General features: G+C 69.0%; 13 protein-coding genes and 1 pseudogene. 8 read left to right on the top strand and 6 right to left on the bottom strand.

Annotation, left to right across the window (positions count from 1 at the left end):
• Positions 1-30: 30 nt before the first annotated feature.
• The 3 genes from ABIC28_RS27025 to ABIC28_RS27015 form a co-directional block, all read right to left on the bottom strand.
• Complete coding sequence (locus ABIC28_RS27025) at positions 31-2,826, bottom strand: cation-translocating P-type ATPase (RefSeq protein WP_354581787.1); 2,796 nt, start codon at positions 2,824-2,826, stop codon at positions 31-33.
• Positions 2,827-2,858: 32 nt separating this feature from the next.
• Positions 2,859-3,662 (bottom strand): polyphosphate kinase 2, encoded by an 804-nt coding sequence (ppk2, locus tag ABIC28_RS27020; RefSeq protein ID WP_245221600.1) that lies wholly within the window; start codon positions 3,660-3,662, stop codon positions 2,859-2,861.
• A 253-nt stretch (positions 3,663-3,915) separates the two neighbouring features.
• Positions 3,916-4,314, bottom strand: a complete 399-nt coding sequence (locus ABIC28_RS27015; protein WP_097214024.1) for a DUF7144 family membrane protein — start codon at positions 4,312-4,314, stop codon at positions 3,916-3,918.
• A gap of 184 nt (positions 4,315-4,498) precedes the next feature.
• Here ABIC28_RS27015 and ABIC28_RS27010 point away from each other — a divergent pair.
• The 5 genes and pseudogenes from ABIC28_RS27010 to ABIC28_RS26990 all read left to right on the top strand — a co-directional run.
• Positions 4,499-4,684 (top strand): annotated as a pseudogene (locus ABIC28_RS27010) (three-helix bundle dimerization domain-containing protein); the annotation flags it as partial.
• Between the two features lie 321 nt (positions 4,685-5,005).
• On the top strand, positions 5,006-5,452 hold the full coding sequence (locus ABIC28_RS27005; RefSeq protein ID WP_257017801.1) for a DUF6325 family protein: 447 nt from the start codon (positions 5,006-5,008) through the stop codon (positions 5,450-5,452).
• Positions 5,453-5,468: 16 nt separating this feature from the next.
• Complete coding sequence (locus ABIC28_RS27000; RefSeq protein ID WP_097214023.1) at positions 5,469-5,762, top strand: SHOCT domain-containing protein; 294 nt, start codon at positions 5,469-5,471, stop codon at positions 5,760-5,762.
• Between the two features lie 92 nt (positions 5,763-5,854).
• Positions 5,855-7,120 carry an MFS transporter gene (locus tag ABIC28_RS26995; protein ID WP_097214022.1) on the top strand — a complete coding sequence of 422 codons (1,266 nt, stop codon included), beginning with the start codon at positions 5,855-5,857 and terminating at the stop codon, positions 7,118-7,120.
• Between the two features lie 12 nt (positions 7,121-7,132).
• Positions 7,133-7,477 carry a YciI family protein gene (locus ABIC28_RS26990; protein WP_097214021.1) on the top strand — a complete coding sequence of 115 codons (345 nt, stop codon included), beginning with the start codon at positions 7,133-7,135 and terminating at the stop codon, positions 7,475-7,477.
• A gap of 10 nt (positions 7,478-7,487) precedes the next feature.
• Here ABIC28_RS26990 and ABIC28_RS26985 read toward each other — a convergent pair whose 3' ends face one another.
• On the bottom strand, positions 7,488-8,678 hold the full coding sequence (locus tag ABIC28_RS26985) for an MFS transporter (protein WP_209927144.1): 1,191 nt from the start codon (positions 8,676-8,678) through the stop codon (positions 7,488-7,490).
• A 137-nt stretch (positions 8,679-8,815) separates the two neighbouring features.
• Here ABIC28_RS26985 and ABIC28_RS26980 point away from each other — a divergent pair, with 137 nt between their 5' ends.
• Positions 8,816-9,268, top strand: a complete 453-nt coding sequence (locus ABIC28_RS26980) for a MarR family winged helix-turn-helix transcriptional regulator (RefSeq protein ID WP_209927145.1) — start codon at positions 8,816-8,818, stop codon at positions 9,266-9,268.
• Between the two features lie 16 nt (positions 9,269-9,284).
• Here ABIC28_RS26980 and ABIC28_RS26975 read toward each other — a convergent pair whose 3' ends face one another.
• A complete protein-coding gene (locus ABIC28_RS26975; protein ID WP_077042365.1) occupies positions 9,285-9,719 on the bottom strand; it encodes a hypothetical protein in 435 nt (144 codons plus the stop codon).
• Positions 9,720-9,744: 25 nt separating this feature from the next.
• Positions 9,745-11,310, bottom strand: coding sequence for a carboxylesterase/lipase family protein (locus ABIC28_RS26970; RefSeq protein WP_374102890.1), 1,566 nt, complete (start codon positions 11,308-11,310; stop codon positions 9,745-9,747).
• Positions 11,311-11,475: 165 nt separating this feature from the next.
• On the opposite strand from ABIC28_RS26970, the gene ABIC28_RS26965 reads away from it, so the two are divergent.
• Positions 11,476-12,291, top strand: a complete 816-nt coding sequence (locus tag ABIC28_RS26965) for an SDR family NAD(P)-dependent oxidoreductase (protein ID WP_097214019.1) — start codon at positions 11,476-11,478, stop codon at positions 12,289-12,291.
• A gap of 19 nt (positions 12,292-12,310) precedes the next feature.
• Entirely contained in the window at positions 12,311-13,222 is a 912-nt protein-coding gene (locus ABIC28_RS26960; protein ID WP_209927146.1) for a TIGR03619 family F420-dependent LLM class oxidoreductase, read from the top strand.
• Positions 13,223-13,373: the final 151 nt, after the last annotated feature.

The following is a 13,373-nucleotide window of genomic DNA, read 5'->3' as shown; positions in this document are numbered from 1 at the left end:
CGCCGTGCTCGGCCGATCGCGGTGACGTGGTCAGGCTGTGCGTGCCCGCGCCGGGTCGACCGCGACGGCGGCGGACAGGAGTTCCGGTGGCCCCGAGAGTCGACGCCTGCGACGCCGGATCACCTTCTCGGTCTCGATCACGACCGGGATGATCAGCGCCCAACCCATGCAGGCGAGCCACTGTCCACCCGTCAGGGACGTCGTCATGAGCAGATCCTGGAGGAAGCCGAGCTCGACCGCGAACACGGTGGCGATGATCGGGATGGAGAGGATCTTCAGCGCACCGAGCACGGGAGCGGCGAGACCGGATTCGGGATCGCGCCTCATGACCAGGCCACTGAGGACCGACCCGATCGACAGCACCACGAACGCCATCGTCATCGGCACGCTCGCCTCGGTCGGACTCATCGGGCCGGGGGCGACGAGCATCGCCGCCAGGGTGACGGCGAACTGTAGGACCCCGTATGCCAGCCACTGGATGAACGCCTTCCGGTGTGCGATAGGGAGTTTCGGATCCCGGGGCGGTTTGCTCATCAGGTCCGCAGGCAGCGGGTCGAGCATGATGACGGCGACCGGGAACAGGGTGATGAAGAAGTTCTGGAACAGCACCATCAGTGGGGTGAGGGCGATGCCGTCGTTGATGTCGAACACGCTCGCGACGAGGAACAACAGCACCATCGCGAACAGCTTGGCCATCTGATAGCGGACGTACGACACGATCTTCTCGTAGATGCCGCGACCCAACCGGATCGCGGTGACCAGCGTCCCGAAGTTGTCGTCGGTCAGCACCATCCGCCCGGCCTGCTTGGTGACCTCGCTCCCCGACCCCATCGCCACCCCGATGTCGGCCTTCTTCAGCGCGGCGGCGTCATTGACGGCGTCGCCGGTCATCGCCACGATCGCGCCGCCCCGCTGCATGATGTCGGCTAGGCGCAGCTTGTCCTGCGGCGTGACGCGGCCGAAGACGTGGAGTTCCGGCAGGGCCGCCGCGAGTTCCTCGTCCGTCATGGCCTGGAGTTCGGCGCCGCCGATCGCGCCCGGCCCGAGTCCCAGCTCGGCGCCGATCGCGGATGCGGTGATGGCATGGTCGCCGGTGATCATCCGGACGTCGATGCCCGCGGAGTGGGCGGTGCGCACGGCGTCGATCGCCTCCGGCCGGAGCGGGTCGATGATCCCCACCATGCCGACGAACGTGAGGTCCTCGACGAACGACATCGGGTCCGCGGTCACGGCCGCCTCCTGGCCGTCGAGCAGCCGGGTGGCGAAGGCCAGCACGCGAAGCCCTTTCTCCGACATGGCGCGGTTGGCGGCCACGAGTTCGTCCCGAACCTCGGCCAGCGGCACCGTCTCCCCGCCGGGGACGAACGCGGTCGCGCAGCGGGCCAGGACCACGTCGGGTCCGCCCTTGACCAGCTCCGCGAACCGGGTACTGCCGCGAACCGGAAGATGGTGGAAGGTCGCCATGAACTTGTAGGCGGAATCGAACGGCACCTCGGCGACGCGCGGGTACGTCCGCCGGGTGAGCGGGGCGTCGACCCCGATCTTGGCCGCGAGCACCACCAGCGCGGCCTCGGTCGGATCGCCGACCACCTCCCCGGAGTCGGAGACGGTCGCGTCGCTGTCCAGGCACAGCCCGTAGGCGAGCAGGGTGAAGTCCGGCACCGCCTCGCCCGCGACCTGGGCGATCGTCCCGGCCTTGCCGTAGCCCTCGCCGTCCACCGTGAACCACCGGCCGCGAAAGTACAACGAGCGCACCGTCATCTGGTTCATGGTCAGGGTGCCGGTCTTGTCGGAGTTGATCACGCTCGTCGCGCCGAGGGTCTCGACGTCGTTGAGGTTCTTCACGATCGCCTTCGCGTCGGCGAGCTGGCGCGCCCCGTAGGCCAGCATCGCCTGGACGAACGTCGGCATACCGGTCGGGATGGCCGAGACGGCCATCGAGATGCCCAGCAGCAGGAGCGTCGTCAGGCTCTGCCCGCGCAGCACACCGAGGATCACGATGATCGCCACGGCCGTCCATGCGATGACGGACAGCACCTTGGTCAGCGCGTTCAGCTCGCGCTGCAAGGGGGATTTGCTCGGTGCGACGGCCGAGAGCATCGACGCGATCAGGCCCATCTGGGTGCGCATGCCGGTCTCGGTGACCACCATGGTGGCGGTGCCGCGGGTGACCGAGGTGTTCTGGAACACCATGTTGTTGCGGTCGCCGAGGGCGACGTCTGCGGTGTCGAGCGTCCCGGGATCCTTCGCGATCGGTGCGCTCTCACCGGTCAGCGCCGCCTCCTGGGTCTCGAGGGTGGCCGACCGCAACAGCCGGCCGTCGGCGGGGACGATGTCGCCCGCCTCGAGCGCGACGATGTCGCCAGGGACGAGTTCGGTCGCGTCGAGCTCGGTCAGCGTCCCGCCGCGGATCACCCGGGCCTGCGGCGTCTGCATCTTCGCGAGCGCGTCCACGCTGGCGCGCGCCTTCAGTTCCTGCTGCGTGCCCAGCACGATGTTGAGCACCACGAGAGCCGCCACCACGAGCGCCGTCGGCACCTCGCCGATGATCACGCTGACGACGGCCACCGCGACCAGCATCAGATTCATCGGATCCTTCAGCTGCAGCAGGGCGATCGACCACGTCGAGGGTGCGGGTTCGGCCGCGATCTCGTTGCCGCCGTACCGCCGCCGCCGCGCGTCGACCTCGCCGTCCGTCAGGCCCGACGTCGGGTCGGTGTCGAGCGCCGCGACGACGGCGTCCGCGTCCTGGGCGAACCAGGTCGCTTCGGATTCGGCGGTGGTGCGTGTGTGCACCCGGTCCGGTGTTGGTTCCGTGGTGGCCATGACCGCTGCTCCTCGCCGGGTACTCGGAAACGTCAGTAAGGAGTGGGAATCCAGTGCAACGGCAGAGCCGGTGCGCGGTATCCGCCGGGGTCCTGCCGCTTCGGCAGGGTGACGTCGGGACGCTCGAGCGGGGTGTACGGGATCTGGCTGAGCAGGTGACTGATGATGTTGAGCCGCCCCCGCTTCTTGTCGTCGTTGAGCGCGACAAACCAGGGCGCCAAGCCGGAATCGGTGAACCGGAACATCTCGTCACGGGCCCGCGAGTAGTCATACCAGCGGCTGTAGGACTTCAGATCCAACGGGGAGAGCTTCCAGATCTTCCGCGGATCCTCGATGCGACTCTGCAGGCGCAGCGTCTGTTGTTCCTCGCTCACCTCGAGCCAGTACTTGAGCAGGATGACCCCCGACTCGACGATCACGCGCTCGACCACGGGGATGAGCTCGAGGAACTTCCTGGCCTCGTCCTCCGTGCAGAAACCCATGACCCGTTCGACGCCTGCCCGGTTGTACCAACTGCGGTCGAAGATGACGACCTCCCCGGCGGCGGGCAGATGCGGCACGTACCGCTGGAAGTACATCTGCGACTTCTCCCGCTCGGTCGGGGCGGGCAGGGCGACCACCCTGAACACCCGCGGGCTCACCCGCTCGGTGATCGCCCTGATCACCCCGCCCTTGCCTGCGGTATCGCGGCCCTCGAAGACGATGCAGACCTTCGCCCCGGTCGACTTGACCCACTCCTGCAGCGCGACCAGCTCGGCGTCGAGCACCTTCAGATGGCGGCGGTATTCCTTGTTCGTCATCGGCGGGGCGTGCTCCTCGGCCGACGAATCGATCAACTCGCCGGCCTCGGCAGGCTGCCGACCGGTCTGCTCGGAGCGCTTCTCGGACTTCTTGTCCTTGGATTTGCCCACCGGGTTCTCCCTCGGCCGTCCTTGTGTGCGGTGCTCGTCCAGGACTTCACCAGGTTCGCCGACAGCAGGGCCGCGGCACCGAGGTGCGCGGCCCTGCTGTCGGACTTGTCACCGAATTGTCCTGCTTTCCACTGTGTTTCCGGTCAGACCGTGTTTCCGGTCAGACCGTGTTTCCGGGTCAGACTGCTTGCGGCTTCCAGGTGGACACCGCCCAGATCACCACCACGTCGAGGGCGATGATCAGCACCGACCACCACGGGTAGTACGGCAACCACATGAAGTTGGCGATGATCGAGATCGCCGCGATCACGATCGCCGCGATCCGCGCCCAACCGGCCCCCGTGAACAGCGCGACACCGATCGCCGCCACCACCACGCCGAGCACGATGTGGATCCAGCCCCACGTGGTGAGGTCGAACTTGTAGGTGTAGTCGATGCCGACGACGAAGACCTCGTTCTCGGCCACCGCGGCGATCCCCTGGAAGAACTGGATGATGCCAACGGTCACCAGGATGACGGCCGCCCCCATCGACGTACCCGCAGCGATTCCCTGTTCGGCCGGCGACTTCTCAGACATGACGGTCCCCTTCCTCGCAACCGAATGGTGCTATGTCCCCAGTGTCCGCTTCCCGCACCGCTTACATCGCGGATTCGAAGATCGAATCCCGCGAGCCAGGGAAGCGTCCGCGGAGTGAACCGTGCCTGTCTCGAGTCCTTTTCGAGTCTTGACCGCGGTGGAGAATCGGGCAGACCATGAGTCCATGACCGGCGATGACGAACTGCTTCAAGTCGAACAGGTCATCGCGCGTCTGACCGCTCGCTACCCGTCCATATCGCCGATCGACATCGAGCACACCGTACGCACGATCCACCAGCGTTTCGCCGACGGCAAGGTGCGCGACTTCGTTCCCCTGCTCGTCGAGAAGGCGGCCCGTCGGGACATCGCGGGCTGGGTGACCACGCAGCCGCGAACTCCCACGGCACTGTCGCGGCCCGCGACCGAGGCCGGCGGAACGGACGCACCAGCGGCTCTGGGCCAGCGCCGACAACGCCGAGCCGCGCGATGGCCCGGTTTCCTGGCCGCGTGGCCCTCCAGGTGAGATGCTGGCATGCGTCGGGGAAGGGCCGTGATGCCGCGGTTGCCCCCTGGTCCGAATCCATTCGCCGAGAGCAGCATGCGGGGCCGACAGCAAGCCACCGCACCCCCGATCGTGCACCACTCGAACACCGTTCTGACCACGGCCATCTTCAACGAGAGAGGTCCTGTAGTGAACAACGAATTCGACGAAGTCGGGCCCATCGACTACCTCGTGGTGGAGTTCCCCGCCGACCGGCAGCCGGACGGCTCGGCATTGCCGATGCTCCGCGACCTGGTCGACAACGGCATCATTCGCGTGCTCGACCTCGTGTTCGTCCGCAAGGACACCGACGGATCGCTGGCCGGGATCGCGATCGACGACCTCGGCTTGGAGGGCGGCATCGACGTGACGCTGTTCGCCGAGGCGTCGTCGGGACTGGTGAATCCAAGCGACGTCGAGGAGGCAGGCGCGATCCTCGAACCCGGCTGTTCCGGAGCGATTCTCGTCTACGAGAACCTGTGGGCAGCCCCGTTCGCCGCGGCGCTGCGCCGTGGCGGCGCGCAACTGGTGGCCTCGGGCCGCATCCCCCTACAAGGCATCATGGCGGCACTCGACTCACTCGACGCCGACAGCTGAAGAGAAGGAGCACACCATGCCTGGACTACTCCGTGGCGTCGCGCGTACCGCCGTCGTGGCCGGGACCGCGACCGCGGTCTCGAATCGCGTTTCCCGTCGGCAGGGTCGGCGATGGAACGCCGAACAGGAGACCCAACAGGCGCCCCCGCAGGCCGCGCCGCCTCCGCCCCCGCCGCCGCCCGCTGCCGCACCACCCTCGGGCGGCGTCGATCGCATCACCGCCCTGAAACAACTCGCCGAACTCAAGGACCAAGGAGTTCTCACCGAGGACGAGTTCAACGCGGAGAAGGCCAGGATCCTGGCCTCCTGACCACACCGCCGCGCGAGCAATAATCGCTCGCGCGGCGGTGGCGGGTTCGCTAGCCTCGGGACATGTCTCCTCCAGCCTGAGAGAACCCCGACATGACTGCGACGACGGCCACGGCCGCACGCCGGTACACGCCGCTGGCCCTGATCAACCTCGCGACCCTGCTCTCGGCCACCGGCAATGGCATCACCATCGTCGCGCTGCCGTGGCTGGTGCTCGCCAAGACCGGCCGGGCCACCGACGCCGCCGTCGTCGCGGGCGCCGCCACCCTGCCGCTGCTGCTCTCGAGCCTGTTCTCCGGCACGGTGGTCGACCGGTTCGGCCGCCGCCGCACCTCGCTGGTCTCCGACTTCCTGTCCGCGGTGTCGGTGGCGCTGATCCCGGTGATGTCCGCGACGGTCGGGCTGTCGGTTGGTGGCATCGCGGCGCTCGCCGCACTCGGCGCCGCCTTCGACCCGGCAGGCATCTCGGCCCGCGAATCCATGCTGCCTGCCGCGACGAAGGAGGCCAGGTGGTCGTTGGACCGGGTGAACAGCCTGTACGAGGCCAACTACAACGTCGCGTACCTGATCGGCCCCGGCATCGGCGGCGTGCTGATCGCCACGGTGGGCGCGGTGAACACCCTGTGGGTGACCTCCGTCTGCTTCGCGCTCTCGATCCTCACCATCGCCTTCCTCCGGCTCGAGGGCGCGGGCGCCCCCGATCACGAGACCAGGCCGGAATCGATGTGGAGCGGCACGCTCGAGGGCCTGAAGTTCGTGTGGCACAACCGGTTGCTGCGCACCCTCGCGCTGGTCGACATGGCGATCGTCGCGCTGTACATGCCGGTGGAGAGCGTGCTGTTCCCGGTCTACTTCACCGAGCGCGGCGAGCCCGCGCAGCTCGGCTGGGTGTTGATGGCGATGAGCATCGGCGGCGTCATCGGGGCCCTGACGTACGGTGCACTCGCCGCCCACGTCAAGCGCCGGACCCTGATGCTGCTGGCGGTGACCGCGCTCGGCGGGTGCATGGTCGGCATGGCGTTCCTGCCTGCGCTGTGGGTCACGCTCACGCTGGCGCTGCTGGTCGGCCTGGTGTTCGGGCCGGTCGGGCCGATCGCGAACTACGCGATGCAGACCCGCAGCCCCGAGCACATGCGCGGCCGTGTCGTCGGCGTCATGACGTCCACCGCGTACGCCGCGGGCCCGCTCGGCTACCTGCTCGCAGGCCCGCTGATCGATGCGGTCGGCCTGCGAATCACCTTTTTCGCACTGTCCATCCCGGTCCTGGTGATCGCCGCCGTCTGCTTCACGCTGCCGGCATTACGCGATCTGGATGCACCGGTGGCCGATCCGGTCGACACTCGACGCACCAGGGAGTGAGAGAGGAATGCCATGACGCAGTACCTGCTCAGTGTCTACCAGCCCGACGGACCGGTCCCCGCGCCGGAGATCCTGGAGGGGATCATCGAGGACATCGACGCCTTCAACCAGGAACTCAAGGCCGCGGGCGCGTGGGTGTTCGCAGGGGGCCTGCACCCGCCGGAGCAGGCGACGGTCCTGCGACCGAAGAGCGGCGAGGTGCTCGTCACCGACGGCCCGTTCGCGCAGGCTGAGAATCATCTCGGCGGATTCACGATCATCGAGGCGCCGGACCTCGACACCGCGCTCGGCTGGGGCCGCAAGCTGGCGGCCGCGACCACCCTCCCGATCGAGGTGCGCCCGTTCCAGGTGGGCTGACGCCCCGACCTCACGCGGCGACCGGAACACGCTCCTCCCCCGCGACGCCTGCGCCCCGGTCGACGCGGGTCGCGATCAGCAGCACGCCCAGCCCCGCCGCGGTGACGGCCGCACCGATCCAGATCGGTGAGACGAACCCGAACCCGGCGGCGATCGCGAACCCACCGAGCCACGCGCCGAGTGCGTTACCGACGTTGAAGGCGGCGATGTTCGCGCCCGACGCCATGGTGGGCGCTTGCGCCGCGTAGTTCATGATCCGCATCTGGAATCCGGGGACCGTCGCAAAACCGAAGGCTCCCATGAGGATCAGGGACACCACCGTCATCGTCTTGCTCTGGGCGGTCAGCGCGTACACGATCAGCACCACGGTCAGCCCGGCGAGGAGCGTCACCAGCGACGCGGTCAGCGCCCGGTCCGCCGCCTTGCCGCCGACGTAGTTACCCACGAACAGGCCCGCGCCGAACAGGATCAGCAGCCACGGCACCGTGGTCGAGGCGAACCCGCTGACCTCGGTGAGGGTGAAGGCGATGTAGGTGAAGGCGCCGAACATGCCGCCGAAACCGAGGACGGTGATCGCGATCGAGAACCACACCTGTGGTGACCGGAACGCACGCAGCTCGCTGCCGAGCCCCGCCGAAACCGCTGCGTCCGAACGGGATACGGATGGGACCAGCGCGGCGATGCCGGCCAGCGCCACCACACCGATCACGGTGATGGCCCAGAACGTGGAGCGCCACCCGAACTGCTGTCCGAGCAGGGTGCCGAACGGCACGCCAAGGACGTTCGCGATGGTCAGACCCGTGAACATCGTGGCGATGGCGCCTGCACGCTTGCCGGGCGCCACCAGATCCGCCGCGACGACCGCTCCGATCCCGAAGAAGGCGCCGTGGCACAGTGCCGCGACGATGCGTCCGGCCATGAGCACCTCGTAGGTGGGCGCGACCGCGGAGAGCAGATTGCCGACGACGAACAGCACCATCAGCGACATCAGCACCCGTTTGCGGTCGAATCGCCCCACCGCAGCGGTCAGCGCGATGGCACCGATCGCGACCGACAGCGCGTAGCCCGAGATCAGATGACCCGCGACGGACTCGGAGACACCGAAATCGGCGGCGACCTCGGGCAGCAGCCCCATGATCACGAATTCGGTGAGGCCGATTCCGAAGCCCCCCATGGCCAGGGCGAATAGTCCCAACGGCATGCGAATGCCCTCCACAATTCGATTGCTCAAGCAGATAGCTGGCGCAAGCAGTAGTTGCACACGCCCCATAGATAGTTGCACGCGCCCGATAATGGCGCAAGCCATGTATGGTGGGGCAACCGATTGGGAGGTATCTCGTGGGGATCGCCGACGACGCCGTCGAAATCCGAGCGCAGGGGTGGCGCACCCTCGCGGCGCTGCACGGACTGCTCGACACCGAGCTCGAACGCGCGCTCCAGCGCGAACACGACCTCTCGGTGGTCGAATACACGGTGCTCGACGCACTGAGCCGTCAGGACGATTGGCACATGCGGATGTCGCAGCTCGCCAGGGCGGCCGCGCTGAGCAGCAGCGCGACCACCCGGCTGGTGAACCGGCTCGAGAGCCGGGGACTACTTGCCCGGTATCTGTGCCAGGACGACCGTCGGGGCATCTACACCGAGGTCACCGAGGCAGGCCGGGCCCTGTTGGAGCGGGCGCGACCCACCCACGACGCGAAGTTGCGCGAGGCGCTCGACGAGGCCTGCGCCATACCGGAACTCGCGCCGCTCGTGGCGGCACTCCACACGGTGGGCGCCGCACAGGGCTGACGAACGCCAGCGCGCCTCAGCGCGAGACGACCAGCAGGAATCCGCCGCCGCCCGGCTCGATCTTGGTGTCGAGCGTCAGCTCGGGCGCCAGCCGGGACAACCGGTCCAGCAGCCAGGCGGACGCGTCCTCGGCGTCGGACTTCGAGGGGCACCGCGCGACGGCGACCCGTCCTGGCTTGCGGGTGAGCTGCTCGACCACGCCGATGATCGGCGCCGGATCGATGACGAACAGCGCGTCCGACCACGGGACAACCGGCTTGATCGCGCCCTTCTTGGTGTTGCAGGCGCGGTGCGCGAGCCGCTCCGGCCCGCCCTTGCCCTTCTTGGCGGTGTTGATGCTGTCGATGCTCGGACCGCGCGGGTCGTTCACCGACATGTTCGGGTCGACGGGTTCGTCGCACAACCAGCAGCGCCACGATTCCCGTTCGCCGACCTCATCCAGCTTGCTCATGCGCATGACGCTACAGCGGTGCCGGTCACCGGAACCCCATCACCTTGTCGCCCCACGCGGCCCGCAGCTCCTTGTCGGGGTCGCTCGCCAGGGTGTCGGTCTTGTCGATGAGCAGCGTCGCCCTGGTGTCCTCGCGGTACGGCGCCCAGTGCTTGGACGCGTCGAGCGCCGCGGGCACGCCGTGCTGCGCGAACGCCAGCCACCGCCGCTGCACCCGGCCGGAGACCTCGAGCGCGGCCTTGCGCCCGCCGAGCCAGAAGGTCGGGTCATGATTGAGCGTGCCGAAATTGCCGAACACATAGGGCAGTTCGGTGGCGTGCCCGGCGCCGACCCGGGCCGCCCACAGCATCGGGGTGGCGTGGTCGAACCGGTACACCCAGGTGGGCGAGTGCTTGCTGTGCGCGTCGGCGATCCACAGGCACGGCATCCGGAAGGCCGCGTCCCGCGACACCGCGAGGGCACCGCTGGTCTTCGACCAGTCCGGGTAGGCCGAGATGATCTCCGCGACGCGGATCGCGGGCAGCTTCGGGTGGTCGGCGGCGATCGCGGTGAACATCTGGTTCACGGTGTCCGCGGTGACGGGCATGATCGGCGACCTGGTCAGCCGGAAGATCGACGCCTCGTCCTTGTTGGTGCCGATGATCAGGGGGATGCGGTGCGCGAAACCCTTCTGGAACGCGGCGACCGGGTACCGGGGCACCAGGTCGCCGTCGACCACGGGAGCCATCGACAGCGTGCCGGGCACCGAGGTCGTCACCTCGTCGAGCAGCACGTCACCCGCCGCGGTCAGCTTTTCGATCGGCAGCTCGAACAGCCTGCCTGCCTCGTCCTCGCTGACGCCGACGATCTCGAGGAAGCGCCTGGCCACCGACGCCGCCCGCTCGGCGCCGTAAACCGATGTGGCGGGAGCACTTTGCACGATGGCCTTCTGGAAGAGACCCTCCGCGCGCGGTGAGGTCATCAGCGTCGTGATCGATCCGGCGCCCGAGGACTCCCCGAACGCGGTGACGTTGTCCGGGTCCCCGCCGAACGCTTCGATGCACTCACGTACCCATTCGAACGCGGCGATCATGTCGCGGAGCCCGATGTTGGTCTCGAAGGGATGCTCGTCGGTAGAGAAGGTCGAGAGGTCGAGGAACCCGAGCACGCCGGTCCGGTAGTTGACCGTGACCACCACGACATCGCCCAGCTCGGCCAGCCGCCTACCGTCGTAGACGCTCTGCGACGACGAGCCGACGCAGTACGCACCGCCGTGGATCCAGACCATCACCGGGCGCGGCGTCCCGTCCGGCCGGGGCGCCCACACGTTGAGCGAGAGGCAGTCCTCGTCCACGACCGAGCCCGGTTCCATCGGCACCTGAACCGTCTTGGCTTGCGGGGCGATGGGGCCGAAGTCCCGGCAGTCGCGCTCGCCCAGCCACGGGGACGGCGCCACCGCGGACCGGAACCGCCGCGCGGCGCCTGCGGCGGCATACGGGATCCCCTTCCAGGCGAACACCGTGCCCGTCGCGTAGCCGCGCGCGTCGCCGTCCCGGGCGGACACGGTCAGCGTCTCGGCCGGGGTCGCGGTCACATCCAGTCCGGTGGGCACGGCAGCCTCCTCGCAGCGGGATCCCAGCCAACGTACCAAGGATGTGCGACCACCTGCTGGAACCGCCGGGGGCACTGGGAGGCACGCCACACCCGGCGCGAACCCCGCTCCCGTTGATCGGGAAGAACGACTGCGACGTCGACGGCGGTGGTCTGTGATGGAGCCATGCCATCACGAGCCGCATTCACCCCCGGCGCCCTGCTGTCGGGCCGGCGCGCGGTCGTCACCGGCGGTGCGGCGGGCATCGGCGCGGCGGTCGCGCGGTCGTTCGCCGCCCACGGCGCCCACGTCCTGGTCGCCGACCTCGATCCGGTCACCGATCTCGGGTTCGACCCGGCCGCGGGCGGAACGATCGAGGCCGTCGAGGCCGACGTCCGCACGGCCCCGGTACCCGCGGCGCTGCTCGAGCACCGGCCGGACATCCTGGTGAACAACGTCGGCCACTACCTGCGCCCGCCGCGCCCGTTCGCCGAGAACGAGCCCGAGCTGTGGGAGCAGCTGCACGAGGTCAACCTCGGTCACGTGCTGCGGCTCACGCACTCCCTGCTGCCCGGCATGGCCGAGCGCGGCGACGGATCGGTCATCAACCTCACCACCGTCGAGGCGCATCGCTCGATGCCCGGGCACACCGTCTACTCGGCATACAAGGCCGCGCTGATGCAGTTCACCCGTTCGCTCGCCGCCGAGGTCGGCCCGGCGGGGATTCGGGTCAACGCCATCGCCCCCGATCTCATCGAGTCGGTGCAGGTCCCCTACGCCGAGCTGGTGCCCGAGGAGCAGGCGCCGCTGTGGCCGACGTGGTCCCCGCTCGGCGGCCCCGGGCAGCCGGAGGACGTGGCGGGCGCCGCCCTGTTCCTGGCGTCGGACCTGTCCCGCTTCGTGACCGGCGGCACCATCCACGTCGACGGCGGCACGCACGGCGCGGGCGGCTGGGTGCCGCGCGCATCCGGCGGCTGGACCAACCGCCCCCTCAATCCCTGACCAGTTCCGAAGGATCACCATGCCAACGCTCAGTCTCAACGTCCCCAACTTCGGGAACCTGCTCGCCGCAGACGATTTCGGGCACCTGCTCAAGGTCTGCCGCGCCGCGGACACCGCCGGGGTCGATCGGCTGATCCTCACCGACCACGTCGTGATGGGCCCGGACACGTCCGCCTACTCCTGGGGCGCCTTCCCCACCAACCCCGACGCGCCATGGCTGGAGCCGATGACGGTGCTCGCGCTGGTGGCCGGGCAGACCGAGCGGATCCGGCTCGGCACCGGGATCGTGATCGCCGCGCTACGCGGCGGGGCGGTCCTGGCGAAGACGGCCGCGACACTTGATCTACTGTCGGGCGGCCGGGTCGACCTGGGCGTCGGGACCGGCTGGCAGGCAAAGGAATACGAGGCGGTCGGGCTGGACTTCGCCAAGCGCGGCCCGCTGCTCGACGACACCCTGGCGGTGTGCCGGGCATTGTGGGAGGGCGCACCCGCCGCGGTCGCCCGCCCCGGCATCACCTTCGACGACGCCCACTGCTCGCCCCGGCCTGCGGCGGGTCGACGCATCCCGATCTGGGTGTCCGGCACCCTGTCGAAGGCGGTGGTCCGCCGCCTGACCACCTGGGGCGACGGCTGGATTCCCATCATGGGCGCCACCGACGACGACCTCGGCGCGGGAATCGAGCGGCTGCGCGACGCTTTCGCCGACGCGGGCCGCGACCCGGCCGAGCTCCAGGTTCGTGGGCGGCTGACCGTCGAGCGGACCGGCAGCGGCGCGGTCGACCTGCCCGCCACCGTCGCGAACGCCGCGGCGCAGGCACGGCTGGGTGTCACCGATGTGAGCGTCGCCCTGCAGGCCCTCGACGCCGATCCCGACGCGGCCACTGCCCTCCTCCCCGAACTGGTCGCGGCGTTCCGCGCGGAGTTCAGCTAGCCCCGCGCCCCGCCGAGTGTGCAGCTGCCGGGGCATCGCCCGAGTGCGGGCGACGGCAGCTGCACACTCGGCGCAGCACCGCTTCCGCCAATATGCAACCAATGGTTGCGCGATGCCGAACCCTCGGCTAGCGTGATGTGCAACCAAACGT

Source organism: Rhodococcus sp. PvR044, assembly GCF_040548995.1.
GTDB classification, from domain to species: domain Bacteria; phylum Actinomycetota; class Actinomycetes; order Mycobacteriales; family Mycobacteriaceae; genus Rhodococcus_G; species Rhodococcus_G oryzae.
This window is presented reverse-complemented; position numbering and strand designations above follow the sequence as displayed.